This window comes from Bradyrhizobium sp. 138, assembly GCF_023074075.1.
In the GTDB taxonomy this organism is placed as follows: domain Bacteria; phylum Pseudomonadota; class Alphaproteobacteria; order Rhizobiales; family Xanthobacteraceae; genus Bradyrhizobium.
On sequence record NZ_JADPKT010000100.1, the window covers coordinates 36,557 to 62,804 of the forward strand.

Annotated in this window: 22 protein-coding genes; 14 read left to right on the top strand and 8 right to left on the bottom strand. The window is 64.9% G+C overall.

Translation table 11 applies throughout. From position 1 onward, the window contains the following. The first annotated feature begins 6 nt into the window (after window positions 1-6). The 7 genes from IVA79_RS35825 (at window position 7) to IVA79_RS35855 (ending at window position 8,574) form a co-directional block, all read left to right on the top strand. The gene (locus IVA79_RS35825; RefSeq protein WP_247561942.1) at window positions 7-435 is read left to right on the top strand and encodes a globin family protein; all 429 of its coding nucleotides are present in this window, start codon (window positions 7-9) and stop codon (window positions 433-435) included. 10 nt (window positions 436-445) lie between these two features. Further along, complete coding sequence (locus IVA79_RS35830) at window positions 446-1,663, top strand: FAD-dependent oxidoreductase (protein ID WP_346658226.1); 1,218 nt, start codon at window positions 446-448, stop codon at window positions 1,661-1,663. A gap of 1 nt (window position 1,664) precedes the next feature. Further along, a complete protein-coding gene (locus IVA79_RS35835; protein WP_247561944.1) occupies window positions 1,665-4,367 on the top strand; it encodes a nitrate reductase in 2,703 nt (900 codons plus the stop codon). 195 nt (window positions 4,368-4,562) lie between these two features. Then, window positions 4,563-5,459 carry an SMP-30/gluconolactonase/LRE family protein gene (locus IVA79_RS35840; protein ID WP_247562163.1) on the top strand — a complete coding sequence of 299 codons (897 nt, stop codon included), beginning with the start codon at window positions 4,563-4,565 and terminating at the stop codon, window positions 5,457-5,459. An 8-nt stretch (window positions 5,460-5,467) separates the two neighbouring features. After that, window positions 5,468-6,307 carry an aldo/keto reductase gene (locus IVA79_RS35845; RefSeq protein ID WP_247561945.1) on the top strand — a complete coding sequence of 280 codons (840 nt, stop codon included), beginning with the start codon at window positions 5,468-5,470 and terminating at the stop codon, window positions 6,305-6,307. Window positions 6,308-6,495: 188 nt separating this feature from the next. After that, entirely contained in the window at window positions 6,496-7,434 is a 939-nt protein-coding gene (locus IVA79_RS35850) for a DMT family transporter (RefSeq protein ID WP_247562164.1), read from the top strand. A gap of 60 nt (window positions 7,435-7,494) precedes the next feature. Further along, window positions 7,495-8,574, top strand: a complete 1,080-nt coding sequence (locus tag IVA79_RS35855; RefSeq protein WP_247561955.1) for a zinc-binding dehydrogenase — start codon at window positions 7,495-7,497, stop codon at window positions 8,572-8,574. 114 nt (window positions 8,575-8,688) lie between these two features. Here IVA79_RS35855 and ppk2 read toward each other — a convergent pair whose 3' ends face one another. Together ppk2 and IVA79_RS35865 are read right to left on the bottom strand one after the other, a co-directional pair. Beyond that, entirely contained in the window at window positions 8,689-9,609 is a 921-nt protein-coding gene (gene ppk2, locus IVA79_RS35860; RefSeq protein ID WP_247561957.1) for a polyphosphate kinase 2, read from the bottom strand. 91 nt (window positions 9,610-9,700) lie between these two features. Then, window positions 9,701-10,162, bottom strand: a complete 462-nt coding sequence (locus IVA79_RS35865; RefSeq protein ID WP_247561959.1) for an Lrp/AsnC family transcriptional regulator — start codon at window positions 10,160-10,162, stop codon at window positions 9,701-9,703. Window positions 10,163-10,295: 133 nt separating this feature from the next. Here IVA79_RS35865 and IVA79_RS35870 point away from each other — a divergent pair, with 133 nt between their 5' ends. Continuing rightward, window positions 10,296-12,659 carry a transketolase gene (locus tag IVA79_RS35870; RefSeq protein WP_247561962.1) on the top strand — a complete coding sequence of 788 codons (2,364 nt, stop codon included), beginning with the start codon at window positions 10,296-10,298 and terminating at the stop codon, window positions 12,657-12,659. A 268-nt stretch (window positions 12,660-12,927) separates the two neighbouring features. Further along, window positions 12,928-14,358, top strand: a complete 1,431-nt coding sequence (locus IVA79_RS35875; protein WP_247561963.1) for an aldehyde dehydrogenase family protein — start codon at window positions 12,928-12,930, stop codon at window positions 14,356-14,358. A 208-nt stretch (window positions 14,359-14,566) separates the two neighbouring features. Here IVA79_RS35875 and IVA79_RS35880 read toward each other — a convergent pair whose 3' ends face one another. Further along, window positions 14,567-15,547 (bottom strand): SMP-30/gluconolactonase/LRE family protein, encoded by a 981-nt coding sequence (locus IVA79_RS35880; RefSeq protein WP_247561965.1) that lies wholly within the window; start codon window positions 15,545-15,547, stop codon window positions 14,567-14,569. Between the two features lie 89 nt (window positions 15,548-15,636). Here IVA79_RS35880 and IVA79_RS35885 point away from each other — a divergent pair, with 89 nt between their 5' ends. Next, window positions 15,637-16,461: an NAD(P)-dependent oxidoreductase gene (locus tag IVA79_RS35885; protein WP_247561966.1), complete on the top strand. Its 825-nt coding sequence runs from the start codon at window positions 15,637-15,639 to the stop codon at window positions 16,459-16,461. A 328-nt stretch (window positions 16,462-16,789) separates the two neighbouring features. Here the strand turns inward: IVA79_RS35885 and IVA79_RS35890 are convergent, their stop codons facing one another. Further along, window positions 16,790-17,470: a GntR family transcriptional regulator gene (locus IVA79_RS35890; RefSeq protein ID WP_247561968.1), complete on the bottom strand. Its 681-nt coding sequence runs from the start codon at window positions 17,468-17,470 to the stop codon at window positions 16,790-16,792. 173 nt (window positions 17,471-17,643) lie between these two features. On the opposite strand from IVA79_RS35890, the gene IVA79_RS35895 reads away from it, so the two are divergent. After that, a complete protein-coding gene (locus IVA79_RS35895) occupies window positions 17,644-19,362 on the top strand; it encodes an IlvD/Edd family dehydratase (RefSeq protein ID WP_247562165.1) in 1,719 nt (572 codons plus the stop codon). A gap of 56 nt (window positions 19,363-19,418) precedes the next feature. Here IVA79_RS35895 and IVA79_RS35900 read toward each other — a convergent pair whose 3' ends face one another. Together IVA79_RS35900 and IVA79_RS35905 are read right to left on the bottom strand one after the other, a co-directional pair. Further along, on the bottom strand, window positions 19,419-20,024 hold the full coding sequence (locus IVA79_RS35900; protein WP_247561970.1) for a histidine phosphatase family protein: 606 nt from the start codon (window positions 20,022-20,024) through the stop codon (window positions 19,419-19,421). Further along, window positions 20,021-20,815, bottom strand: coding sequence for an enoyl-CoA hydratase-related protein (locus IVA79_RS35905; protein WP_247561972.1), 795 nt, complete (start codon window positions 20,813-20,815; stop codon window positions 20,021-20,023). The genes IVA79_RS35900 and IVA79_RS35905 overlap by 4 nt, the downstream gene beginning before the upstream one ends. 224 nt (window positions 20,816-21,039) lie before the next feature. On the opposite strand from IVA79_RS35905, the gene IVA79_RS35910 reads away from it, so the two are divergent. Next, complete coding sequence (locus IVA79_RS35910; RefSeq protein WP_247561974.1) at window positions 21,040-22,260, top strand: FAD-dependent oxidoreductase; 1,221 nt, start codon at window positions 21,040-21,042, stop codon at window positions 22,258-22,260. Here the strand turns inward: IVA79_RS35910 and rbsK are convergent, their stop codons facing one another. Continuing rightward, window positions 22,261-23,178: a ribokinase gene (gene rbsK, locus IVA79_RS35915; protein WP_247561976.1), complete on the bottom strand. Its 918-nt coding sequence runs from the start codon at window positions 23,176-23,178 to the stop codon at window positions 22,261-22,263. It abuts the gene before it with no gap. A gap of 6 nt (window positions 23,179-23,184) precedes the next feature. After that, on the bottom strand, window positions 23,185-24,078 hold the full coding sequence (locus tag IVA79_RS35920) for a sugar kinase (RefSeq protein WP_246924573.1): 894 nt from the start codon (window positions 24,076-24,078) through the stop codon (window positions 23,185-23,187). Between the two features lie 224 nt (window positions 24,079-24,302). Here IVA79_RS35920 and IVA79_RS35925 point away from each other — a divergent pair, with 224 nt between their 5' ends. Together IVA79_RS35925 and IVA79_RS35930 are read left to right on the top strand one after the other, a co-directional pair. After that, window positions 24,303-25,151 (top strand): VOC family protein, encoded by an 849-nt coding sequence (locus IVA79_RS35925; protein ID WP_247561978.1) that lies wholly within the window; start codon window positions 24,303-24,305, stop codon window positions 25,149-25,151. A 318-nt stretch (window positions 25,152-25,469) separates the two neighbouring features. Next, window positions 25,470-26,177 (top strand): TetR/AcrR family transcriptional regulator, encoded by a 708-nt coding sequence (locus IVA79_RS35930; RefSeq protein ID WP_247561980.1) that lies wholly within the window; start codon window positions 25,470-25,472, stop codon window positions 26,175-26,177. Window positions 26,178-26,248: the final 71 nt, after the last annotated feature.

Below are 26,248 nucleotides of genomic sequence, written 5' to 3' on the forward strand. Positions count from 1 at the left end.
AACATCATGACGCCAGAACAAATCGCCCTCGTCCAGCAGAGCTTTTCCAAGGTCGCACCGATTTCAGCGCAGGCTGCGGTGCTGTTCTACGATCGTCTGTTCGAGGTGGCGCCGTCCGTGCGCGCGATGTTTCCCGAGGACATGACCGAGCAGCGCAAGAAGCTGATGGGCATGCTCGCCGCCGTCGTCGGTGGCCTGTCGAACCTCGACTCGATTCTTCCGGCAGCCTCTGCGCTTGCCAAGCGCCACGTCGCCTATGGCACCAAGGCCGAACACTACCCCGTGGTCGGCGCGACCTTGCTGTGGACCCTGGAGAAGGGGCTCGGCGAGGACTGGACACCCGAACTCGCAAAGGCGTGGACCGACGTCTATGGCGTTCTGTCCGGCTACATGATGTCCGAAGCCTACGGCGCACAGCCGCAGGCCGCTGAATAGGAGATGCCTCGTGAGTGAACCGCTGGTCATCGTCGGTAACGGTATGGCGGCCGCGCGTCTGGTCGACGAGCTCGCCAAGACCGCGCTCGGCCGCTACGCGGTCGCCGTGATCGGTGAGGAACCGCGGCTCGCTTACAATCGCGTGCTGCTCTCCTCCGTACTGGCCGGCGAGACCGGCTCGCACGAGATCGAGCTCCGGCCGGCCGACTGGTGGCGCCATCGCGGCGTCACGGTGCGCTACGGCTATCGCGTCACCGAAATCGATGTCGGCCGCCGCGAGCTCAAGATCGAAGGCGAAGAGAGCATGGAATATTCCAAGCTCGTGCTTGCCACGGGATCGACGCCGCTGCGGCTGAATGTGTCCGGCGCCGATCTCGCCGGCGTGCATACCTTTCGCGACACCCGCGATGTCGATCTGCTGCTGACGCTGGCGGCAGCCAAGAAGCGCGTCGTCGTGGTCGGCGGTGGCCTGCTCGGACTTGAAGCAGCCTACGGCCTCGCCAAGGCCGGCGCGCCGGTGACGCTGTTGCACCTGATGGACCGGCTGATGGAGCGCCAGCTCGATGGGCCGGCCGCCGACCTGCTCAAGACGCTGGTCGAGCGCAAGGGCATCCGCATCCTGCTCAACGCCTCCACCGCACGCATCCACGGCGACGGTCATGTCGAAGCCGTCGAGCTTGCCGACGGCAGCCGCATCGAGGCCGACGCCGTCATCTTCGCGGCCGGCATCAAGCCGAGTGCGGCGCTGGCGAAAGAGGCGGGGATCGCGGTCAATCGCGGCATCGTGGTCAACGACGTCATGCAGACGTCCTCACCCGACATCTTCGCGCTCGGCGAATGCGCCGAGCATCGCGGCACCTGCTATGGTCTGGTCGAGCCGGCCTACGAGCAGGCGCGCGTGCTGGCGCGACATCTGGCCGGTCGCCCCGCCGCCTATCAGGGCAGCGTGGTCTCCACGAATCTGAAGGTCTCCGGCGTCAGCGTGTTCTCGGCCGGCGATTTCTTGGGCGGAGAGGGCAGCGAGAGCCTCGTGCTGACCGATCGCAGGCGCGGCACCTACAAGAAGCTCGTCATTGCCGACGGTCGGCTCACCGGCGCCGTGCTGATCGGCGATACCGTCGATGCGCTCTGGTACCTCGAGCTGATCCGCAATCGCGACAAGGTCGCCGCGATCCGCACCGACATGATGTTCGGCCGCGCGCTCGCGCTGCCTTCGAAAGCAGCCTGATATGACGGCGATCGATCCCACGCTCCGCGCCACCAAGACGACCTGTCCCTATTGCGGCGTCGGCTGCGGCGTGCTGGCAACGCCCGATGGCAAGGGCGGCGCCGCGATCGCCGGCGACCCTGATCACCCCGCCAATTTCGGTCGGCTGTGCTCCAAGGGCTCCGCGCTCGGCGAGACCGTCGGGCTGGAGAGCCGTCTGCTCTACCCGATGATCCGCTGCAAGGGCGTGCTGGAGCGCGTCGCCTGGAGCGATGCGCTCGATCATGTCGCCCATCGCATGCAGCACATCGTGGCGCGTGACGGCGCCGACGCAGTCGCGTTCTATCTCTCGGGCCAGTTGCTGACCGAGGATTATTACGTCGCCAACAAGCTGATGAAGGGTTTTGTCGGCACCGCCAATGTCGACACCAATTCGCGGCTTTGCATGTCGTCCTCGGTCGCCGGCCATCGCCGCGCCTTCGGTGCCGATACCGTGCCCGGCTGCTATGAGGATCTCGACCAGGCCGATCTGCTGGTCTTCGTCGGCTCGAACGCGGCCTGGTGCCATCCGGTGTTGTTCCAGCGCATGCTGAAGAACCGGCAGGAACGCGGCGCGCGTATGATCGTGATCGATCCGCGTCGCACCGACACCGCCGAGGACGTCGAGTTGTTCCTCGGCCTCAAGCCCGGCACAGACACCGCGCTGTTCTCCGGCCTGTTCGTCCATCTCGCAGACAACGGCGCGCTGGATCAGGACTATATCGCGAACAACACGTCGGGCTTCGACGATGCGCTGGCACGCGCGCGGAGCATTGCCGGCAGCGTCACCGCCACCGCGCTCGCCACGGGCCTCTCCGAGCAGGACGTTGCGACCTTCTTCAAGATGTTCCGCGACACTGAGCGCGTCGTCACGCTCTACTCGCAGGGCGTCAACCAGTCGGCGCAGGGCACCGACAAGGTCAATGCGATCCTGAACTGCCATCTCGCGACGGGACGCATCGGCAAGCCTGGCGCCTCGCCGTTCTCGCTCACCGGCCAGCCCAACGCAATGGGCGGCCGTGAGGTCGGCGGCCTCGCCAATATGCTGGCAGCCCATATGGGCTTCACGCCGCCCGACATCGATCGTGTCAGGCGGTTCTGGAAGGCACCGCACATCGCCACCCATGAGGGGTTGAAGGCGGTGCAGCTATTCGAGGCCATCAACCGCGGCGAGGTCAAGGCGCTCTGGGTGATGGGCACCAATCCGGCGGTGTCGCTGCCCGACGCGGACTTTGTGCGCGAGGCGTTGAAGAAGCTCGAGCTGTTCGTGGTCTCCGAGAACGTGCTCTCCAATGACACGGTCGAGGCCGGTCCGCATGTGCTGCTGCCGGCCCTTGCCTGGGGCGAGAAGTCGGGCACCGTGACCAATTCCGAGCGCCGCATCTCGCGCCAGCGTTCGTTCCTTCCCGCGCCGGGAGAGGCGCGTCCCGATTGGTGGATCCTGAGCGAGACCGCCAAACGTCTCGGTTTCGGCGACAGCTTCAATTACAAATCCGCGGCGGACATTTTCCGCGAGCATGCCGCGCTCTCGGCCTTCGAGAACGACGGCAGCCGTGATTTCGACATCGGTGCGTTGACCTCGCTGTCCGAGGAAGCGTTCGACGCCTTGAAGCCGGTGCAGTGGCCGGTGCGGGAAGGGGGCGCACCCGGCGCGCGCTTCTTCGCCAATGGCGGCTTCTTCACCAATGACGGCAAGGGCCGTTTCGTTGCGCCGGAGGTGCCCTCGCTGCGCAGCGAGACCGGTGCCTCGCGTCCCCTCAGGCTCAACACCGGACGCATCCGCGACCAGTGGCACACCATGACGCGCACCGGTCTCAGCCAGCGGCTGGGCGCCCATCTGCCCGAGCCCTTCGTCGAGGTTCATCCCGACGACGCCAGCAAATACGGCATCGTCCATGACGGCTATGCCCGGATCACCACCGATTACGGCCTGTGCATCCTGAAGGCGGTGGTCAGCGAACGGCAGCAGCGCGGCACGCTGTTCGTTCCGATCCACTGGAGCGCGATGAACGCCTCGCATGGCCGCGTCGGCGCGCTGGTGCAGTCCTTCACCGATCCATTCTCCGGGCAGCCGGAATCGAAGGCGACGCCGGCTGCGATTGCGCCTTACGAATTCGTCTTCCGCGGATTTGCGCTGTCGCGGAAACAGCTCGATCTGCCGCCGAACCTGTTATGGACCCGCGTCATGGTCGCCGGCGGCTTCGGCTATCTCTTTGCCGACAATGCGGACCTGTCGCGCTGGCCGACCTGGCTCGAAGACGTCGCCGGCGAGGACATCGCCGACTATCGCGACTTCGGCGGCGGCGTTTATCGCGCGGCGTCGTTCGCCGGCGATCGCATCGAGACCTGCCTGTTCGTCGGCCCCGCGCATGATGCGGGCGACTGGGAGGTGGTGAAGAGCCTGTTCGTGGCCGATCACGTCACCGACGAGCAGCGGCGCATCCTGCTGTCGGGCAGGTCCGGCGAGGGCGCCGCATCTAGCGGGCCGATCGTCTGCGCCTGCTTCGGTGTCGGCCGCGATACCATCTGCGACAGCATCGTCACCGGCGCGCGCACGGCCGCCGAGATCGGCGCCAAGCTCAAGGCCGGCACCAATTGCGGCTCCTGCATCCCCGAGCTGAAGCGCCTGATCGCGACCACGGAAGTGCCGGTGAAGCAGGCGAAGGTCGCGAGCGCGGTGGGATAGGTCTCGTAGGGTGGGTTAGCGCAGCGTAACCCACCGCTTCTGCTACCGCGGAGATGAAAGAGGTGGGTTACGCCTTCGGCTAACCCCACCCTGCGCAGCACTCACGCGATCGCCATACGCTCCGCCAATCGACGCGCCCTCGATTGTGCCCTATGCTGCCGCGCATCCCGCCAGCCACCAACCACAACAACAATGATGTACCTGGAAACGCCGCCGCGCCTGATTGAAACAAGGCTCTTCTCCGCTATGCCCGAAAAATTCCGCCGTAAGGGCGTGCGGACGGAGTGGGCCGACGCCAACCGGCCGGGCATTGCCACGGATAGCTTCATCGAAGGTCCTTCATTCGACAAAGATGGCAATCTCTACATCGTCGACATTCCCTTCGGCCGCATCTTCCGCATCGCGCCTGATGGCGAGTGGTCGCAGGTTGCCGAATATGAGGGATGGCCGAACGGACTGAAGATCGCGCCCGACGGCCGTATCCTCATCGCGGACTACATGCACGGCATCATGGAATTCGATGCCAAGGCCGGCCGCGTCACGCCGGTGCTGACCGCGCGTAATTCGGAATCGTTCCGCGGCTGCAACGATCTGCATCTTGCCTCCAACGGCGACATCTATTTCACTGACCAGGGGCAGACCGGGTTGCACGATCCGAGTGGCCGGGTCTATCGGCTGGCGTCAAATGGCCGGCTCGACTGCCTGATCGATACCGGCATCAGCCCGAACGGGCTCGTGCTCGACCCGACCGAGACCGTCCTGTTCGTCGCCATGACACGCGACAACGCGGTGTGGCGGTTGCCGTTCATGAAGGACGGCAGCGTCTCGAAGGTCGGCCGCTTCTGCTCGCTGTTCGGCACCAGCGGCCCCGACGGCCTGACCATGGACGCCAAGGGGCGCCTGTTCGTCGGGCACGCCTCGCTCGGCCACGTTTTCGTGTTCGCCCCCAACGGCGAACTGATTGCGCGGATCAAGTCGTGCGCGGGGCCGAACTGCACCAATGTCGCCATCGGTGGCGGAAGCAGGGATCGTCTCTATATCACGGAGTCGTCGACCGGCAGCGTGCTGGTGGCGGATATCAGCGGACTGTGAGCTCCAACATGAACACAAACCCTTTCGGTAAAACCGGCGCCAACGTCTCCGTCATCGGGCAGGGCACCTGGTATCTCGACCATGGCGACCGCAAGCGCGCGATCGCCGCGCTTCAGCGTGGGCTCGATCTCGGCATGAGCCACATCGACACCGCCGAGATGTACGGCGACGCTGAGCTCGTCATTGCCGATGCCATCGTGGGTCGGCGCGACGAGGTGTTCCTCGTCTCGAAAGTGCTGCCGAGCAATGCCTCGCGCCGCGGAACCATTACTGCCTGCGAGCGCTCGCTGAAGCGGCTGAAGACCGACCGTCTCGACTGCTACCTCCTGCACTGGCGCGGTTCCTATCCGCTGGAGGACACCGTCGCCGCGTTCGATGAGCTGGTGAAGGCTGGCAAGATCAAAGCCTGGGGCGTTTCCAATTTCGACGCCGACGATCTCGACGAGATTCGCAAGGTCGCCGGCGAGGGCCGCATCGCCTGCAACCAGGTGCTCTATCATCTGAAGGAACGCGCGATCGAGCACGCGGTGATCCCCTGGTGCGAGCGTCACGGCGTCGCTGTGGTCGCCTATTCCCCGTTCGGGCATGACGATTTCCCGGATGCGCGCAGCAAGGGCGGTGCTGTGCTGGCGAACATTGCGGAGGCGCGTCGCGTGACGCCGCGCCAGGTCGCGCTGAGCTTTCTCACCCGTGCGACTACGGTGTTCGCGATCCCGAAGGCGTCGTCGGCGGAACATGCCGCCGAGAACGCGGCGGCCGGCGATCTCGTGCTGACGAAGGAAGAGATTTCTGCGCTCGATGCGGCCTTTCCGCGCGGTCCGAAGCCGCGCAGCCTGCCGATGCTGTAACGCACAAACGCTCATTATTAACGGAGCACTGACGCGCGCGGCGGCCCGCGCATATCGGCATCCTGTTTTCGGAAGTTGTGAACGCGGCGCATTTGTCGTTTTTTACAACCGTTCTCGATTCGCATTTTGCCCGGGTTCCAGCCGTGACACCGCCGCCCGCCGCAGCCGCAAGGCTCGACAGTATCACCATGCCCGTACCGGAGAAGAAGGAGGCTCGCCGTGCGCCTGCACGCGTCGATCATCCCTTCAAGGGCATCGCACTGATCCTGCTCTCGACGATTTTTCTCGGCTGCTCCGACACCGCCGCGAAATATCTTTCGACCAGCCTGCCCTCGATCGAGATCACCTGGATCCGCTTCCTCACCTTTGCGCTGATCTTCACGCCGGTGATGCTGCCCGCGTCGCCGCTCTATGCGATGCGCACCAAGCGTCCCGGCCTTCACGTGATGCGCGGTGCGGCACTGCTCGGCTCCTCGCTGTTCTTCATCACGGGCCTCGGCTTCCTCCCGATCGCGGAGGCGTCCGCCACCGGCTTCGTCGCGCCGCTGTTCGTCACGGCGCTCTCGATCGTGTTCCTCGGCGAGAAGGTCGGCATGCGCCGCTGGTTTGCGACCGCGCTTGGCCTTATCGGCGTGCTGATCATTCTGCGCCCGGGCACCAGCGCGTTTCATCCGGCGGCGTTCTTCCCCGTCGTCTCGGCGGCGTGCTGGGCTGGTACGTTGATCCTGACGCGCATGATGAGCGGCCGCGAAGCCGTCGTCACCACCATGGCCTATTCCTCGCTGACGGGCCTTGCGATCCTCACCGCAATCGTGCCGTTCGTCTGGGTCACGCCGTCCTGGACCGCGATCGCGCTGGGCATCTTCATCGGCGTCGCCTCGACCGCCGGCCAGTGGATCGTCGTGCTGGCCTATCGCTACGGCGATGCCTCGGTGCTGGCGCCATTTTCCTACTCGCAATTGCTGTGGGTCAGCATTCTCGGCTTCTTCATCTTCGGCGAGATTCCGAGCATCTGGACGATTGTCGGCGCCGCCTTCATCGTCGCCAGCGGTCTCTACATCGCCCATCGCGAGCGCGTCCGCCGCGCCCAGCTGCTGGTGCTGGAAGAGCGTTCGCCGAACGCCTGACGCAAGTTCGCGCGCTCCGCTTCGTGGTATCAATGCTCCAACCAATACGGGAGGAGCCGGATGCGCGCCGCGATTTTCAGGAACGGTGAGATTGTCGTCGGCCAGATCGCCGAGCCGACGCCGGGTCCGGGCCAGGTGCTGGTCAAGACGCTCGCCTGCGGCATCTGCGGTTCCGACCTGCACGCGCGCCAGCACGCTCACCGCATGGTGGAGATGGCGCGGAAGACCGGGCGTAAGCCGATGGATCTCAACCGTGACGTCGTGTTCGGCCATGAGTTCTGCTGCGAGATCGTCGACTATGGAGCCGGCACCGCGCGCAAGCTCAAGCCGGGCACGCGCGTCTGCTCGCTGCCGGCCCTGGTGACGCCTGCGGGCATCGAAGGCATCGGCTACTCCAACGACAATATTGGCGGCTATGCCGAGGCGATGCTGCTCAGCGAAGCGCTGCTGCTCGAAGTGCCCAATGGTCTCGCGCCGGAGCACGCCGCGCTGACGGAGCCGCTCGCGGTCGGGGTCCACGCCGTGGCGAAAGCCAATATCCGTGGCGGCGAGGTGCCGCTGGTGATCGGCTGCGGTCCGGTCGGGCTTGCGGTGATTGCAGCGCTGAGGATCAAGGGCCTGCATCCGATTATTGCCGCCGACTATTCGCCGGCACGGCGCGCGCTCGCGGCCAAGCTTGGCGCCGACATCGTCGTCGATCCCAGGGTGTCGCAGCCCTATGCGACCTGGGCCGAGCACGCACAGATGTCCGACGCCGAGAAGGCCGCGCGGCCGCCGTTCCAGGCCATGCTGCCGGCACTGAAGCCTGCCATCATCTTCGAATGCGTCGGCGTGCCTGGCCTGCTGCAGCAGGTGTTCGAGGGCGCGCCGCGTGACGCGCGCATCGTCGTGGTCGGCGTCTGCATGGAAAGCGACAGAAGCGAGCCGATGCTCGGCATCATGAAGGAGCTCAACGTTCAATACGTGCTCGGCTATACGCCGGAGGAGTTCGCAAGCTCGCTGCGGCTGATCGCGGAAGGGCAGGTGGATGCGGCGGCGATGGTGACTGCCGAGGTCGGTATCGACGGCGTCGCAAAGGCCTTCGCCGACCTCGCCAATCCTGAAGCCCACACCAAGATCATCGTGCAGCCGTGGCGATGACGCTGACTGCGTAGGGTGGGTTAGCTCTGCGGCTGCGCGCAGCGCAGTCCGCACGGCGTAACCCACCACTTCTCTTACCGCGGCGGCGGAAGAGGTGGGTAGACGAGACCTCCCTCAGTACTTCGCCGGCACGTACATCTCCGGCGGAACCGGACCGCGCTGATAGTCGGGGTGGCGGACGCGCGGCGGCAGCATCACCGGCGCGCGAGCGACCTCCTGGTACGGGATCTGGCTCAGCAGATGCGCAATGCAGTTGAGCCGGGCGCGCTTCTTGTCGACGGCATCGACGATCCACCACGGCGAATCCGGCAGATGCGTGTACTCAAGCATCGCCTCCTTGGCCTTGGTATACGCCTCCCAGCGGCTGCGCGCCTCGACGTCCATCGGGCTCAGCTTCCATTGCTTGAGCGGATCCTTGATGCGCATGGTGAAGCGGAACTGCTGCTCGTCGTCGGTGATCGAGAACCAATATTTGACCAGGATGATGCCGGATCGGATCAGCATCCGCTCGAACTCCGGCACGGTCTGGAAGAATTCCTGGTACTGTTCTTCGGTGCAGAAGCCCATCACGCGCTCGACGCCGGCGCGGTTGTACCAGCTGCGGTCGAACAGCACGATCTCGCCGCCAGCCGGCAGGTGCGACACGTAGCGCTGGAAATACCATTGCGTGCGCTCGCGCTCGCTCGGGGCGGGAAGCGCCGCGACGCGGCAGATGCGGGGATTGAGACGCTGGGTGATGCGCTTGATGACGCCGCCCTTGCCGGCGGAATCGCGGCCCTCGAACAACACAACGACCTTCTTCTTTTCGCTCTGCACCCAGTCCTGGAGCTTGACCAGCTCGCCCTGGAGGCGGAGCAGCTCCCGGAAATAAAGCTTGCGATCGACGGTCGGGCGCAGCGTGCCGGTCTCGTCCAGCAACTCGTCGAGACGGGCATCATCGAGTTCCATCTCCAGCTCTTCGTCGAGATCGTCAGCCATTTCCTGGATGATGCGCTCGCGCTTGGCGATTTGGGAGGTGCGGTCGGATGCAGTCATGGGCTTTCTCTCGGCTTGGATACCAGTCACAACGACCATCGGCGGGGTTTGTTGCGCCCATGTGACGGCCCTCCAATCCCGCCAAAGCAGGTCATACCGGTAGCGCGATCGAATATTTCACCTGGCTCAGCGCAAAGCTGGACTCGATCGAGGCGATGCCGTCGAGCCGGGTCAGCTTGGTCTTCAGGAAGGTCTCGTAGGAGGCGAGGTCGGCGGCCACCACGCGCAGCAGATAGTCGCGGTTGCCGGTCATCAGATAGCACTCGAGCACCTCGTCCCATTTCGAGATCGCGCGCGCGAAGCGGTTGAGATCCTCCTCCTTCTGCCGCGCCAGCTTGATCGAGATGAAGACGCTGACATGCAGGCCGAGGGCCTTCTGGTCCACCGTCGCGACATAGCGCGAGATGACGCCGCGCTCCTCCAGCAGCTTGACCCGGCGATGGCAGGGCGAGACCGACAGCCCGACCTTGTCGGCGAGCTCCTGCATCGTCATGCGGCTGTCGGCCTGGAGCAGCGCGAGGATTTTGCGGTCGATGGTGTCGAGCTCTGACATTGGGTTGAAACCTATCCTTTTGGCGTTCAGTTGGTAAAATATCCCAATATAGCCGGGTATGGCGCGAAAAATTGAGAAGTTTGGCGCCGCCCGCGGGCGTATCATCGGGGCACCTGTTGCCGGGAGCATTGCCATGCCCGTTGATACCACCCGCCTCGACACCCTGAACGCGTTGGCCCGCAAGGCGCTCTGGCTGTCGTCCTGGACCATCCATCATGCCAACCACATTCGCCCGAATGCTGATGGACTCAAGGTCGGCGGCCATCAAGCCTCGTCTGCCTCGCTCGCGACCGTCATGTCGGCGCTGTACTTCCATGTTCTGCGCCCCGAGGATCGTGTCGCGGTGAAGCCGCATGCGAGCCCGGTGTTCCACGCCATCCAATATCTGTTCGGCCGGCAGACTCGCGAGAAGCTGGAAAATTTCCGAGGCTTCAAGGGTGCGCAGTCCTATCCCTCGCGCACCAAGGACGTCGACGACGTCGATTTCTCGACCGGCTCGGTCGGCCTCGGCGTCGCGCAGACGCTGTTCGCCTCGGTGGTGCAGGATTACGTCAAGGCGCATGGCTGGATGAAGGACCGCCGTGAGGGGCGAATGATCGCGCTGGTCGGTGACGCCGAGATGGATGAGGGCAACATCTTCGAAGCCTTGGCGGAGGGCTGGAAGCATGGCCTGCGCAACACCTGGTGGGTGGTCGACTATAACAGGCAGTCACTCGACGCCGTCGTGCGCGAAGGCCTCTGGGAAAAATTTGAGACCATGTTCCGCAATTTCGGCTGGGACGTGGTCATCGTGAAATACGGCCGCCTGATGCGCGAGGCCTTCGCCGAGCCCGGCGGCGAGGCGCTGAAGCGCTGGATCGACAATTGTCCGAACGCGCTCTACGCCGCGCTGTGCTTCCAGGGCGGCGCTGCGTTCCGCAAACATCTGCATGACGAGATCGGCGACCAGGGCCCGATCACTGAACTGATCGACAAGCGCAGCGACGACGAATTGCTGGCGCTGATGTCGAACCTTGGCGGCCACGACATGGCGAGCATGCTGGAGGCGTTCGAGTCCATCGATCATGATCGCCCGGTGTGCTTCATCGCCTACACCATCAAGGGCGTCGGTCTGCCGTTCCAGGGCCACAAGGACAACCACGCCGGCCTGATGACGGTCGCGCAGATGGAGAAATATCGCGACAGCCAGAACATCCGGCCCGGCCATGAATGGGACAAGTACGAAGGCCTCGCGCAATCCGCTGCCGAGCTTGACGCGTTTCTCGCGAGCGTGCCGTTCAACCAGGACGGCCGCAGGCTGAGCGCACCCGTGATCGAGGTGCCCCCGCAGCTCAGCTTCAAGCCGTCGCCGCAGATGTCGACGCAGCAGGGCTTTGGCCTCGTGCTGAACGAGATCGCCCGCGGCGACAGCGAATTGGCAAAGCGCATCGTCACGACCTCGCCCGACGTCACCGTCTCGACCAATCTGGGGCCGTGGGTGAACCGCCGCGGGCTGTTCGCGCGGGCCGAGAAGGCGGATTTATTCCGTAGCGAGAAAATTCCCTCGACCTACAATTGGGATGCCTCGCCGAAAGGCCAGCATCTCGAGCTCGGCATTGCCGAGATGAACCTGTTCATCATGCTCTCGGCGCTCGGCCTGTCGCATCAGATCAACGGCGAGCGGCTCTTACCCGTCGGCACGCTCTACGATCCCTTCATCGAGCGCGGCCTCGATGCGCTGAACTATGCCTGCTACCAGGATGCGCGCTTCATGGTGGCGGCAACGCCGTCGGGCATCACGCTGGCGCCGGAAGGCGGCGCGCATCAGTCGATCGCAACGCCCCTGATCGGCATGGCGCAGGACGGACTCGCCTCGTTCGAGCCGGCCTTTGTGGATGAGCTCGCCGTGATCATGGGGTGGGGTTTCCAGCACATGCAGCGCGATCCGGGCGAGGGCGGCTCGGTCTATTTGCGGCTTTCGACGCGCAGCATCGAGCAGGCGCAGCGGATCATGACACCGGAGCTCGCGCAGGGCATCACCGACGGCGCCTATTGGCTGCGCAAGCCGGGGCCGAATGCGGAGGTCGTGATCGCCTATACCGGCGCGGTCGCGCCGGAGGCGATCGAGGCGACCGGCTTCATCGGCGAGAGCCGCCGCGATATTGGCCTGCTCGCGATCACCTCGGCGGACCGGCTCCATTCGGGGTGGACCGCCGCGCGAAAATTGCGGCGGGATCGTCGCGGGGTGCAGCACCTCAGCCACATCGAAAAACTGCTGGCGCCGCTGGCGCGCGACTGCGGCATCGTGACCGTGATCGACGGCCATCCCTCCGCGCTCGGCTGGCTCGGCAGCGTCCGCGGCCATCGCGTCGAGACGCTCGGCGTCGAGCAGTTCGGCCAGACCGGCAGCATCGCGGACCTTTATCGGCACTACGGGATCGATGCGAATGCGATCATCGATGCGGCCGAAAGCCTCACCACCGGCGCCCCGGTGCTGCATCGGAAGATGGCGGTGTAGTGGAGGTAACTGCCTCCTCATCCGGGGCGACGCGCAGCGTCGAGCCCGGAATCCATAACCACGATTGGGAGTATGGATTCCGGGCCCGCGCCAAAAAGGCGCGTCCCGGAATGACATCCGAGGGAGCCTTGCCACGTTCCCGCCATCGGCTCATATAACCTCCGCTCGCCGCAACGCTGGCCCCGCATATGGCGGGTTCAATTGCCGGCGCTTTCGTGCAAGGATGCCTGCCGAAACGCCCCCACATGCCCCCAAGAAGAGGTTTACGATGGTCAATCGCATGCAATTCTACATCGACGGCGCCTGGGTCGATCCCGCCGTCAAAAAGTCCACCGCCGTGGTCAACCCTGCGACGGAAGAGGCGATGTACGAGGTTGCGCTGGGCTCCAAGGCCGACGTGGACAAGGCGGTTGCCGCCGCCAAGCGCGCCTTTGTGACTTTCTCCCAGACCAGCCGCGATGAGCGCGTCGCGCTGCTTTCGAAAGTCATCGAGATCTACAAGGGCCGCCTCAAGGAGATCGGCGCCGCCGTCTCCGACGAGATGGGCGCACCGCTGCCGATGGCTGAGAAGCTGCAGGCCGGCGCCGGCCTCGGTCACCTCATGACCACGCTCGACGTGCTCAAGAACTATCATTTCGAGGAGCCGATCGGCACCGCCATGGTGCTGCGCGAGCCGATCGGCGTGGTCGGCATGATCACGCCCTGGAACTGGCCGCTCAACCAGATCGCCTGCAAGGTCGCGCCCGCGCTCGCCGCCGGCTGCACCATGGTCCTGAAGCCCAGCGAGTTCACGCCGACCTCGGCGCTGATCTTCGCGGAAATCCTTCATGAAGCCGGCGTGCCGAAGGGCGTGTTCAACCTCGTCAACGGCCTCGGCCCCGAAGTCGGCGCCGCCATGAGCGAGCACCCCGACATCGACATGATCTCCTTCACCGGCTCGACCCGCGCCGGCATCGACGTCGCCAAGCGCGCGGCGCCGACCGTGAAGCGCGTCAGCCAGGAGCTCGGCGGCAAGTCGCCGAACGTGATCCTCGAAGGTGCCGACCTCGCGAAGGCGGTGACCGGCGGCGTGATGCACATGTTCAACAACTCCGGCCAGTCCTGCAACGCGCCCTCGCGCATGATCGTGCCGGCCTCGAAGATGAAGGAAGTCGCCGCGATCGCGAAGGCCGTCGCCGACAAGACCAAGGCTGGCGATCCCCGCGCCGAAGGCACCACGATCGGCCCGGTCGTCAACCGTGGTCAGTGGGACAAGATCCAGGGGCTGATCAAGAAGGGCATCGACGAGGGCGCGACCCTGGTCGCCGGCGGCCCGGGCCTGCCCGAAGGCGTCAACAAGGGCTTCTACGTTCGTCCGACCATCTTTGCCGACGTCACCCCCGACATGACGATCGCCCGCGAAGAGATCTTCGGGCCGGTGCTGACCATCATCGGCGCCAAGGACGAAGCCGAAGCCGTGCACATCGCCAACGACACGCCGTATGGCCTCGCGGGCTACGTCACGGGCGCTTCGGTCGAGGACGCCAAGCGCGTCGGTCGCCAGATCCGCGCCGGCAACGTCAATCTTCAGGGCGTGCCCAACGACCGCACCGCGCCGTTCGGCGGCTACAAGCAGTCGGGCAACGGCCGCGAGTGGGGCAAGTACGGCCTCGAGGACTTCCTCGAAGTGAAGGCGGTGGCCGGCTTCAACGCGGCGTAAGTTCTAGCGCCTGAACGAACATCACGCCGGGGCGGGCAACCGCTCCGGCGTTTTTGTTTCCGTCATTGCGAGGAGAAATCGCGTAGGGTGGGCAAAGGCGCGCTCTTCGCGCGACGTGCCCACGCATTTTGTTTGATTGCGGAGAGAGATGGTGGGCACGGCGCAAGCGCGCCTTTGCCCACCCTACGAGACCGTCATTGTGGTGCGACTATCCCCCCGCCGCGCCTTGCGTGTTCACATACAGCGCGTAGATCGATTGGCTCGCCGCCATGAACAGCCGGTTGCGCTTGACGCCGCCGAAGCAGAGATTGGCGCAGCGCTCGGGCAGCGCGATGCGGCCGATCATGACGCCGTCGGGCGCGAACACCACGACGCCGTCGAGCTCGGGATCGCCCATGCCCCAGCCGCACCAGAGATTGCCGTCGATGTCGCAGCGCATGCCGTCCGGCGTGCCCGGACCGGCGTCGATGTGGACGCGCTTGTTCGAAATCGTGGTGCCGTCCGCCGAGACATCATAGGCGAGGATCTTGCGGTTCGGCTGCCCACGCGATTCCACGACGTAGAGGATCTTCTCGTCCGGCGAGAAGCACAGCCCGTTCGGACCGAGCACGCCTTCGGCGACGATGGTCGCGTCGCGCGTCGCGGGATCGAACCGGTAGACGTTCGGCTCGATCTCGGGCTCGGCCTTGTAGCCCTCGTAATTGCCGAGCAGGCCGAAGGTCGGATCGGTGAACCAGATCGAGCCGTCCGATTTAACAACGACATCGTTCGGCGAGTTCAACCGCTTGCCGTTGAATTGATCCATCAGCACGGTGATGCTGCCGTCATATTCGGTGCGCACCACGCGTCGCCCGCCATGCTCGCAGGTGATCAGCCGGCCTTGCCGGTCGCGGGTGTTGCCGTTGGCGAAATTGGAGGGCTTGCGGAACACGCTGATGGCGCCGGTCTCCTCCTCCCATTTGATGATGCGCTGGTTCGGGATGTCGCTGCACAGGAGATAGCGCCCGTCGCCGAACCAGACCGGCCCCTCGGCCCAGCGCAGGCCGGTTGCCAGCCGCTCCACCGCCGACAGTTTCAGCCAGTATTTTTCGAAGCGGGGATCGAATGCTTTTATCGCGGGGTCGGGGTAATAGGTCGCCGGCCGCCAGCCGTGACGGCCATCCCAGGAGTGGGACGATGCCTCATTCATGTCGGTTCTCTCGTTTCGTTCCCTCTGGACAAACCTGCTAGCATTAGAGACACGTGACCGCAAATTGGTCACTAACGGCGAGGGAAGACATGCCGCGTATTTTGATGACGGGAGCTTCGGGCGGAATCGGCACGAGCCTGCGAAAATTGCTGCCGCCGATCTATCCGGATCTCCTGCTGTCCGACATCAAACCGCCCGCCGATCTCGGCGCGAACGAAAAGTTCAAGGCGGCGGACCTCGCCGATCTCGCGCAATGCGAGGCGATCTGCGAGGGCGTCGACGGCATCATCCATTTCGGCGGCTATTCGGTCGAGGGCACCTGGGACCAGATCCTCCAGGCCAACATCATCGGCGGCTACAATCTGTTCGAGGCCGCCTACCGCAAGGGCGTCAAGCGCGTGGTGTTCGCCTCGTCGAACCACGCCGTCGGCTTCTATCCGCGCCACCACAAGATCGGCACCGACGTCACTCCGCGTCCCGACGGGCGCTATGGCGTCAGCAAGGTGTTCGGCGAAGCGGTCGGTGCGCTCTACGCCGACAAGCACGGCCTGAAAGTGACTTGCCTGCGCATTGGCAATTTCGGCGACATGCCGCTCGATCAGCGACGGCTGTCGATCTGGCTCAAGCCCGACGACCTCGTGCAGCTCTGCCGCATCGGGCTCGAACATCCCGACATCCACTTCGAAATCTTCTACGGCGCCTCCCTCAACGAGCGCGCCTGGTGGGACAACCACCGCGCTTATGAGTTCGGCTATCGCCCCACCGGCCGCGCCGAGGATTTCCGCGAGCACGCGATGGCCGAGCAGGCCAAGCTGAAGCCGGATCCGGTCGGCGATTATTTCCAGGGCGGCGCGTTCTGCAGCATGGAGTTCGACGCCGACCCGAGTCGGATCATTGATTGGAACAAGCGGTAGCGTTCGACGCGAATGGTGCGCTCCCTTGCCCCGTTCTTACGGGGCCGCGACGAGCTTCGCTCGCGCTGAGAGGATTGGGGTGAGGGGCGGCCTCTGCACGACGGTGAGAGTTGGGCTCGCCGCCACTCGCCACGTCATTGCGAGCGCAGCGAAGCAATCCAGAATCTCTCGGCGGAGACAGCCTGGATTGCTTCGTCGCAAGAGCTCCTCGCAATGACGCGTTGAAGGAGCGCACCTGCCAGTCAGCACATCGACAGCGGAGACCTTCTCAGCCGGATCGCATCTTCGATGCAATCCGAAGGAGCGTCGCTCCCTCGATAGCGCTGCGTTAGCTTTCGCTGCCCCCAATCCTCGCCAGATAATCCCTCTTGCTGAACTGCATGTGATCCACACACAGCTGCGCCAGCGCCCAGCTGTCGCGGCCCCTCAAGAGTTCGATCATCATCTCATGCTGGCGCCGTGACTGCGCCAGGCCTTCGCGGTCGGCGAGGTTCTTGGCGCGCATCGGCAGCGTCAGGTTCATGTAGTCCTGCAGCGAGCGCACCAGATAGGGATTGCCGCAGGCCGAGAACAGCGCGAGATGAAAAGCGTCGTTGGCTTCATGAATGCCGCGCAGATCCCGTGCGTCGGCCCTCGCGCAATATTGCCGTTGCAGCGCAGAGAGCTCGTCGATCAGGCCTTGTGGCGCGGGCAGCGGGATCATCAGTGCGGCCTGCCGGGTCAGCATCTCCCGCACCTCGTAGATTTGCCGGACCTCCTCGGCCGAGTAGAACCGCACGGTGGCACCGACGTTCTTCCCGCGGCGGACGATGCCGCGCCGCTCTGCATCCACCAGCGCCTGGCGCACGAAATGGCGGGAGGTGCCGTAGCGCGACATCAGCGCGTCTTCGGTGAGGCGCGCCCCGGGCGCGAGGCGGCCGAAGATGATGTCCTCTTCCAGCCGCGCGACGACATCGTCCGGGTCGTCGAGCCTGATAGCCATGGCGTCTGCGGTGCGAATCTCGGACATGTCCTCAGCCTTCGGCTTCAGCCGGTCCGCCTTGTGGAGCAGGGAAGGGATGGATTGTCAATAATTCGTGTCGCAAATGGCCCTTTGAGCCGGAAAATAAACGTCGTGTGCCGATCTTATTGACAATCCAGGGGCACGTTGTACCACGATGGTAAGCTAGAAGGAGTGGCATGATGACGAGTGGTTTGCGCAAGGGTCTGACGAGCTATGGCGATGCCGGCTTCTCGCTGTTCCTGCGCAAGGCTTTCATCAAGGCGATGGGCTATTCCGACGACGCGCTGGAGCGCCCGATCGTCGGCATCACCAACACCTATAGCGATTACAATCCCTGCCACGGCAACGTCCCGCAGATCATCGAAGCCGCAAAGCGCGGCGTGATGCTGTCGGGCGCGATGCCGTTCGTGTTCCCGACCATCTCGATCGCCGAGAGCTTTGCGCATCCGACCTCGATGTATCTGCGCAATCTGATGGCGATGGACACCGAGGAGATGATCCGCGCGCAGCCCATGGATTCGGTGATCGTGATCGGCGGTTGCGACAAGACGTTGCCGGCGCAGGTCATGGCGGCAATCAGCGCCGATTTGCCGACCGTGGTCATTCCGGTCGGCCCCATGGTCGTCGGCCATCACAAGGGCGAGGTGCTGGGCGCCTGCACCGACTGCCGCCGGCTCTGGGCCAAATACCGCGCCGGCGAGATGGACGATGTCGAGATCGAGGCGGTGAACGGACGCCTCGCGCCATCAGTCGGCACCTGCATGGTGATGGGCACGGCCTCGACCATGGCCTGCATGATCGAAGCCATGGGCCTGTCGCTGCCGATGAGCGCGACGATTCCCGCGCCGCATGCCGAGCGCTTCCGTCTGGCCGAGGCGAGCGGCAAGGTGGCCGCCGAGATGGCGAAGGCGAAGGGGCCGAAGCCGAGCGAACTCTTGACGCCGGCGTCTTTCAAGAATGCGCAAGTGGTGCTGCAGGCGATCGGCGGCTCGACCAACGGCCTGATCCACCTGACCGCGATGGCGCATCGCTCGCCGCACCGGCTGGATCTTGAAGTGTTTGACCAGATCGGTCGCGAGGTGCCGGTGCTGGTCGATCTCAAGCCGTCCGGCGAACATTACATGGAGCATTTCCACCACGCCGGCGGCGTGCCGAAGCTGCTGGCGCAACTCGGCGATCTCGTCGATCTCGATGCCAGGACCATCAGCGACCAGACGCTGCGTGACGTCGCCGCCAATGCGGAGGACGTGCCCGGCCAGGACGCGATCCGATCACGCGACAATCCGATCAAGAAAGAGGGCGGCCTCGCCGTCCTGCACGGCAACCTCGCGCCGCGCGGCGCTGTGATCAAGCAGTCGGCTGCGAGCCCGAAGCTGCTGAAACATACGGGACGCGCGGTGGTATTCGAATCGGTCGAGGACATGACCTTGCGGGTCGACGACCCCGATCTCGACGTGACCGCCGATGACGTGCTGGTGCTGCGCAATGCCGGTCCGAAGGGTGCGCCGGGCATGCCCGAGGCGGGCTATCTGCCGATCCCGAAGAAGCTCGCGCGTGGCGGCACTAAGGACATGGTGCGCATCTCAGATGCGCGCATGAGCGGCACCGCGTTCGGCACCATCGTGTTGCACATCACGCCGGAATCCGCCGTGGGCGGGCCGCTGGCACTGGTGAAGAACGGCGACATGATCAACTTGGATGTGGCCAAGCGCAGCATCGAGCTGTTGGTCGATCCCGCCGAGCTGGAGCGGCGCCGTGCCACGTTGCAGCCGGCCGCAGCGCCCGAAGAAGCACGGCGCGGCTACGCCTGGCTGTTCAACGAGACCATCATGCAGGCCGATGAGGGCTGCGATTTCGACTTCATGCAGAGGACTGGGAAGAAGACCGCGACAAGCTGACCGAGCGGCGAGCGCCCAGACCGCACAAGCGCGACCGCCGGAGTCGGTCGGCTGCTTCAAGTCGCCGGCGGGGACTGGCTATATCTGTCCGCAATAGCGACCTGCTCGATGCGCCATTGCTTGTTGTCGTGCACGTAGCGGAACGGCGTGCCGTGGCTGTTCTTGAAATAGCTGCCGCACAGCGCATTCGCCATGCCCTGCATCACCGCGTCGTGGCAGACGAAGACGAAATCGTCGTCGGGATGACGCGCGAGCCAGGCCGAGACGCAACGCAGCGACCGGTCGGTCATGGCGTCCCAGCTCTCGCCGTCGGTCGGAAGGATCGACACGAGGCCCGTCGCTGATGTGACGCCATGCTTGATCATGAGATCGCGGACGGGCAGGCCCTCGAAGCTTCCGAAATCGAACTCGATGATGCCTTCGTCGATATCGACCGGCACCGCGATCGCGGCCGCGATGATCTCGGCCGTCCGCGCCGCGCGCAGCAGCGGGCTTGCGACGATGCGGCTGATGCCGGCGTCGCGCAGCATGGCCACGGCCTCATGCGCCTGCCGCAGGCCGTCCTCGTTCAGCGGATTGTCGGTCCGCCCCTGGAATCGTCCCTCGCGATTCCAGTCAGTCGCGCCGTGACGAAGGCCGTAGAATGAGCGCGCGGGCGTCACTTCGACTTGCTCGTGAATTTCTTCACGGCGGTGCGGAATTCATCCGTGTTCATCGCCATGATGATCTTGTGCTCTTCGGCATCGAGCTGCTGCTTCACCGGCGTGGTGGCGGCCTGGTAGACCAGCTGCTTGGTGCCGGCGATGGCGGCCGGCGGGTTCTGCGCCAGACGCTCGGCGAGTTTTCGCGTCGCCGCCTTCAATTCCGCGGCGGGAACGACTTTCGCAACGAGGCCCCATTCATGGGCCTGCTGCGCTGTGAAATTGTCCTCGGCGAGGAAGATCTGCAGTGCGCGGCGGGAGCCTACCGTCCCGACGATGCCGACCGTGGAGCCGCCGTCCGGCGACACTCCGATCTTGGCATAGGCCGGCGTGAACTTGGCATCATCAGCGGCGATGCAGAGATCGGTGACGAAGGCGAGGCCCATGCCGGCACCGGCGGCGGAGCCGTGCACGCTCGACAGCGAGATCTTCGGCATGCGCCTGATGATCTCGATGAAGGCGTGATAGTGCTTCAGGAGCTCGCCGACGACCGGCGTCACCGTGCCCGCTTCGGCGGCCGCTCCGATTGTCTGCAGATCGCCGCCGGCCGAGAAGGCGCGGCCTTCGCCTTCGAGCACGACGACGCGGATGTTGTCGTCGCCTTCGATGGCGGCCGCGAGCTGTTCGAGCTTCTGCGCGATCGCAAGGTTGATGGAGTTGAACGCGGCGGGACGGTTCAGCGTGATGGTCGCGATCGGGCCGTCGATCCGCAGCAGGGCGGGATCATCGGGTTGGGAGGCGGGAGCTGTCATCTTGAAATCCCCGGCAGGAGGTCATTGCTGCAACTAAATCGCAGAAGACAGGGGGAGACAATCCCCGGTCGCTCTTGCGCTGGGCCAAACGATGGGCTCAAATAGGCCCGCCTTCGCCAAGGAACGGACACGAGCGCCGGCTCCTCGTAAGGCCAGCAAATCAAAATCAGCGAAAGAGGAGACGACATGGGTCACGCTCGTGTCTCCGGAAGTAGGCTGCTCCAATGACCGACGGTCCGGTGATCATCGTCGGTGCCGGCCATGGCGGCTATCAGGCCGCGGCATCCCTGCGCCAGGCGGGCTTTTCCGAGCGCATCTGCCTGATCAACGACGAGGCGCATCTGCCCTATCAGCGGCCGCCGCTGTCGAAGGCCTATATCAAGGGCTCGGCTGGGCCAGAGAGCCTGATGTTCCGCCCCGAAAAATTCTACCAGGACCAGAACATCGAGCTGATCGCGGGCCGCGCGGTGTCGATCGACCGTGCGCGCCGCAAGGTCCTGCTCGCCTCGGGCGAGACGCTTTCCTATGGGCACCTCGTGCTGGCGACGGGCGCGCGCAACCGGCTGCTTGATCTGCCGAATGCCAATCTGCCCGACGTGAAATATTTGCGCATTCTCGACGAGAGCGAGTCGCTCCGGCAGATCATGCCGTCGAAGACACGCGCAGTGATCATCGGTGCCGGCTTCATCGGCCTCGAATTCGCCGCGACCGCGCGGATCAAGGGCCTCGAGGTCGACGTGCTCGAGCTCGCGCCGCGCGTGATGGCGCGGGCGGTAACGGCGGAGGTTTCGGAGTATTTTCAAGAACGCCATCGCGAGGCCGGCATCCGCATCCATCTCGGCGTGCAGGCCACATCGATCGAAGCTCAAGACGGTAAGGTCACCGGCGTCTCCTTGAGCGACGGACGGCATCTGCCGGCCGACCTCGTCGTGGTCGGTGTCGGCGTGCTGCCGAACATCGAGCTGGCGGCCGAGGCCGGATTGCCGGTCGCTGCCGGCATCATCGTCGACGAACATCTTGCGACGGCCGACCCTGATATCTCCGCGATCGGCGATTGCGCGCTGTTCGCAAGCCCGCGCTTCGGCGGATCGCTGCGGCTGGAATCGGTGCAGAACGCCACCGACCACGCCCGCTGCCTCGCGGCCCGGCTGACCGGCGACAAGAAACCTTACGACAGCCATCCCTGGTTCTGGAGCGACCAGGGCGAGGACAAGCTCCAGATCGCCGGGCTGACCACGGGCTACGACCGCGTCGTGCTGCGCGGCAATCCCGCCAAGAAGGCGTTCTCCGCGTTCTGCTACAAGGGCGACAAGCTGCTCGGCATCGAATCCATCAACCGCGCCGGCGACCACATGTTCGGCCGCCGCCTGCAGGGCATGGACCGCTCGATCACGCCGGAGCAGGCTGCGGATGAAAGCTTTGACCTGAAGAGCGCGCTGGCGTGATCAGCTTGCGGCGATCACCGCCGCCACTTCCTTCGCCGTCGGCATCGACGGCCCCGCGCCCATCCGCTGCACGCTGATCGAGGCGGCGGCGTTGGCGAAGGTGAGGGCGGTGCGCAAGGGCGCGCCGCCGGCCAGTTGCGCGGCGAGCGCGCCGACGAAGCAATCGCCGGCGCCGGTGGTATCGACCGCCTTCACGGCGCGGCCGGGCACCGCAAGCTCTTCGCGCCCGGCCAGTGCGAGCACGCCGCGCTTGCCGAGCGTGACGCAGATGGTCTGATCCTCGCGCGCCTGAAGCTGCCGCGCCACGGCGAAGATCCGTGCGGCCTCGTCGCTGTCGGACAGGTCGACGCCGGCGAGGAAACCGAGCTCGGTCTCGTTCAGCACGAGGATGTCGACCAGTGCGAGCAGTTCGCCGGACATATCTCGCGCCGGCGCCGGGTTGAGCACGGTGACGACGCCAGCCTCGCGTGCGCGGCGGAAGAACGCGGCGATCGTCGGCAGCGGAATCTCGAACTGGCTGACCGCGACGTCGCCCTGCAGCAGCGGCACGACCTCCACGTCATCAGTGCCGACCAGCCCGTTCGCCCCGGGGATGACGACGATGGTGTTGTCGGCCTCCGCCACCGTGATGATTGCGGTGCCGGTATGGGCCTCTGCCGTCTCCTGAACGTAGCCGAGATCGATACCTTGAGCACCCAGGAACGTTCTCAGCTCGGTGCCAAAGGAATCCTTGCCCAGCCGCCCAATCAGTGTGGTCCCGGTGCCAAGTCGTGACGCCGCCACCGCCTGGTTCGCACCCTTGCCGCCCGGAAAATACAGGACCTGCTTGCCCGCAACGGTCTCGCCGACGCGTGGATGGCGATCGGCTGTCGCCACCACGTCCATGTTGATGCTGCCGGCGACGAAGACGCGCCCCATCTCGATCTAGACCCTGACCTCGAATTCGTGCCTGACCTTGGCGATGTCGACCAGCGTCGGCAGGCCGGCCTCGTTGCCGAGGCGCTGGATCTTGTAGGTCGAGGCGGCACGGGCAAAATCAAAATGCTCGCGCCAGCTTTTGCCGGGATGGGCGAGGTAGGAATAGACATAGGCGCCGTGGAAGACGTCGCCGGCGCCGTTGGTGTCGATCACCCGCTCGCGCGGGATCGGCATCGCCGGCATCACCTGCACCGTCCCGGTTTCGTCGTACCAGAGCAAACCCTTCTCGCCCATGGTGATGCCGCCGATCTTGCAGCCGCGGCTCTTGAGATAATCCAGCATCTTCTCGGGCGTCAGGTCCATCTGCTCGCACAGGCGCTCGGCGACGATGGCGACGTCGATGAACTCCAGGAGCTCATGCGTGTTGGTGCGCAGGCCGCCGCCGTCGAGCGAGGTCAGAATGCCGGCCTCGCGGCAGACCTTGGCATAGTGGATCGCCGCATCCGGCTGGTGGCCGTCGACATGCAGCGCGCGGCAGCCGCCGAGATTGAGCATCGGGAACGGATGGATGTGCTCGTCGTCGCGGCAGCGGACGATGGCGCGCTTGCCGTCCTTGGGCATGATGAAGGAGAGCGAGGACTGGTTCACCTTCCGTCCGTGCAGCGAGATTGCGTATTTCGCGCACATGTCCTGGAACATGCGCCCCAGCCAGTCATTGGCCGCCGTCGCGATCAGATCGGGCACGATGCCGAGCTTGGCGCAGCAGAACGCTGCCGTCACCGCGTTGCCGCCGAAGGAGACCGCGTAGTCCGAGGCCACGTGCTTCTCGTCGCCGGTCGGCATGTGGTCGGTGATGAAGACGACGTCGATATAGGTCTGTCCGATGAAGAGAGCCTGCATTGCTTGTCCGTGATGCGCTTGTGGTCCCGGCCGGCGGGATTACTCTAGCACCGGTTCCGCTCCGGAGGGACGCCGAAATTATTCGCAAAACTGCCGCCCGAAGCGCTTGAGGTCAGCATGTTGCCGGAATACGACCATGTCAGGCCAATGCCAAGCCCGGACAAACGCCGTCTTTCGGTCCGTGGGTTCCAAGGCAATGAAAGCGGCGACCAAATGGGTGGAGGATGATCACCGGGCTCGATCACATCGTCGTTCTGGTGAGCGATATCGGTGCGGCCAAGGCGGCCTACCAGACGCTGCTCGGCCGCGCGCCGGCCTGGCAGAATTCCGGCGAGGGCGCCGACAGGGTGCTGTTCACCCTCGACAACATGACGATCGAGCTGATGGCGCCGAGCGGCTTCAGCGTGACGGCCGACCGCATGCGGACACTGCTCGGCGACCAGGAAGGTGTGCTCGCCAGCCTGTGCTTTCGTGTCGCAGACATCGGCAGGATGCATCGCCGGCTGGAACGGGTGGCCTTGAGCCCGGAGCCGGTCGCCGAGGTCGAAAGCAGCGACGCTGAATCGGGCAACGTCCTGCACTGGAGGCGAACGCGTGCCGCCACGGAGCTCACGCGCGGCGTGCGCATGTTCTTCCTCGAATTGGCCGACGAGCGTCCCAAGTCGGTCGCGACCGACGTCGCGCCGATCGACGGCCTCGACCATGTCGTGATCACCACCGAGGATTCCGAACGCGCCGCCGCGCTCTACGGCGCCCGGCTCGGGCTCGACCTCGCGCTCGACCGCTCGCACCAGGATTGGGGCCAGCTGATGTTCTTCCGCTGCGGCGACCTCATCGTCGAGGTGGTGCGCCGGCCCGTTGCCGGCGGTGACCTCACGCGTGACCGTCTGTGGGGCTTGAGCTGGCGGGTCGCCGACATCGACGCCACCCGCGTCCGCCTGATCGCGGCCGGTCTCGACGTCAGCGAAGTGCGCAACGGCCGCAAGCCGGGCACGCGCATCATGACGGTGCGGAGCGGCACCTGCGGGATACAGACGGTGCTCTTGGAACGCTCGCCGAAGCCGGTGGAGTAGGGCGCCGCGCCCTCCATTCGAGCCCTTCGTAGGGTGGGCAAAGCGTAGCGTGCCCACGTCTTGGCCCAATTGATGCGGAGACGTGGGCACGGCGCAAGTGCGCCTTTGCCCACCCTACGAAGGTTCCGAAATTCTCTCCACCCGTCATTGCGAGGAGCCTTTTGCGACGAAGCAATCCAGGCTGTCTCCAGGGTGGCAGTCTGGATTGCTTCGCTGCGCTCGCAATGACGGTGTTGAAGCAGGTGCCTGCCTCTCTCCTATGCGGCGGGCTGCGCGCATGATACATGCGATAGACCACCACCCCAGCGAGCATCCAGTTTGGCGAAGGCAAAGCGAACTCTGAAATGGCAGCGCGACCCCGAGGGGATGCGGCTGCGCATTCTCGAAGCCGCCAAGCAGGAGTTTTCCGCCCATGGCCTTGCCGGCGCGCGGGTCGACCGCATCGCGGCCAAGGCCGGCGCCAACAAGCGCATGCTGTACTATCACGTCGGCAACAAGGACGAGCTCTATCTCGCGGTGCTCGAGGGCGCCTATGACAAGATCCGCAGCGAAGAGCGGGGGCTCGATCTCGAACATCTCGATCCGCCCGAGGCGATCAGGCGCCTGATCGAGTTCACCTGGAATTACTTCCTGCGCAATCCCGAATTCCTGTCGCTGCTGCAGACTGAAAACCTCGCGCGCGCAAAGCACCTGAAGAAGTCGACCAAGGTCAAGTCGATGCACTCGCCCTTCGTCGAGATGATCCGCACCGTGGTGCGCCGCGGCGTCGACAGCGGCGACTTCCAGGTCGCGGTCGATCCGGTGCAACTCTACATCTCCATCGCAGGGCTGTGCTTTTTCTATCTCTCGAATTCGGCGACGCTCAGCGTGATCTTCGGCCGCGATCTCCTGGATAAAAAGGCCAAGGATGAGCGGTTGGCACACATGGTCGGGTTGGTACTCGCTGCGCTGACGGGACAGTCGGTCGCGCTGTTCGAGATCGCCAAGGCACCGAAGTCGCGCGCGGCGGTGGCGCAGACAGCCTAGCCCAGCTCTCCGCTGTCATTGCCTACAAGGTCCGTAGCCCGGATGGAGCGAAGCGCAATCCGGGACCCCTG

What these genes read in the sequence shown, in the direction of transcription:
- IVA79_RS35825 (WP_247561942.1), top strand. Translation starts at nt 7, where the DNA reads ATGACGCCAGAACAAATCGCCCTCGTCCAGCAGAGCTTTTCCAAGGTC.
- IVA79_RS35835 (WP_247561944.1), top strand. Translation starts at nt 1,665, where the DNA reads ATGACGGCGATCGATCCCACGCTCCGCGCCACCAAGACGACCTGTCCC.
- IVA79_RS35840 (WP_247562163.1), top strand. Translation starts at nt 4,563, where the DNA reads ATGTACCTGGAAACGCCGCCGCGCCTGATTGAAACAAGGCTCTTCTCC.
- IVA79_RS35845 (WP_247561945.1), top strand. Translation starts at nt 5,468, where the DNA reads ATGAACACAAACCCTTTCGGTAAAACCGGCGCCAACGTCTCCGTCATC.
- IVA79_RS35850 (WP_247562164.1), top strand. Translation starts at nt 6,496, where the DNA reads ATGCCCGTACCGGAGAAGAAGGAGGCTCGCCGTGCGCCTGCACGCGTC.
- IVA79_RS35855 (WP_247561955.1), top strand. Translation starts at nt 7,495, where the DNA reads ATGCGCGCCGCGATTTTCAGGAACGGTGAGATTGTCGTCGGCCAGATC.
- ppk2 (WP_247561957.1), bottom strand. Translation starts at nt 9,609, where the DNA reads ATGACTGCATCCGACCGCACCTCCCAAATCGCCAAGCGCGAGCGCATC.
- IVA79_RS35865 (WP_247561959.1), bottom strand. Translation starts at nt 10,162, where the DNA reads ATGTCAGAGCTCGACACCATCGACCGCAAAATCCTCGCGCTGCTCCAG.
- IVA79_RS35870 (WP_247561962.1), top strand. Translation starts at nt 10,296, where the DNA reads ATGCCCGTTGATACCACCCGCCTCGACACCCTGAACGCGTTGGCCCGC.
- IVA79_RS35875 (WP_247561963.1), top strand. Translation starts at nt 12,928, where the DNA reads ATGGTCAATCGCATGCAATTCTACATCGACGGCGCCTGGGTCGATCCC.
- IVA79_RS35880 (WP_247561965.1), bottom strand. Translation starts at nt 15,547, where the DNA reads ATGAATGAGGCATCGTCCCACTCCTGGGATGGCCGTCACGGCTGGCGG.
- IVA79_RS35885 (WP_247561966.1), top strand. Translation starts at nt 15,637, where the DNA reads ATGCCGCGTATTTTGATGACGGGAGCTTCGGGCGGAATCGGCACGAGC.
- IVA79_RS35890 (WP_247561968.1), bottom strand. Translation starts at nt 17,470, where the DNA reads ATGTCCGAGATTCGCACCGCAGACGCCATGGCTATCAGGCTCGACGAC.
- IVA79_RS35895 (WP_247562165.1), top strand. Translation starts at nt 17,644, where the DNA reads ATGACGAGTGGTTTGCGCAAGGGTCTGACGAGCTATGGCGATGCCGGC.
- IVA79_RS35905 (WP_247561972.1), bottom strand. Translation starts at nt 20,815, where the DNA reads ATGACAGCTCCCGCCTCCCAACCCGATGATCCCGCCCTGCTGCGGATC.
- IVA79_RS35910 (WP_247561974.1), top strand. Translation starts at nt 21,040, where the DNA reads ATGACCGACGGTCCGGTGATCATCGTCGGTGCCGGCCATGGCGGCTAT.
- rbsK (WP_247561976.1), bottom strand. Translation starts at nt 23,178, where the DNA reads ATGGGGCGCGTCTTCGTCGCCGGCAGCATCAACATGGACGTGGTGGCG.
- IVA79_RS35920 (WP_246924573.1), bottom strand. Translation starts at nt 24,078, where the DNA reads ATGCAGGCTCTCTTCATCGGACAGACCTATATCGACGTCGTCTTCATC.
- IVA79_RS35925 (WP_247561978.1), top strand. Translation starts at nt 24,303, where the DNA reads ATGATCACCGGGCTCGATCACATCGTCGTTCTGGTGAGCGATATCGGT.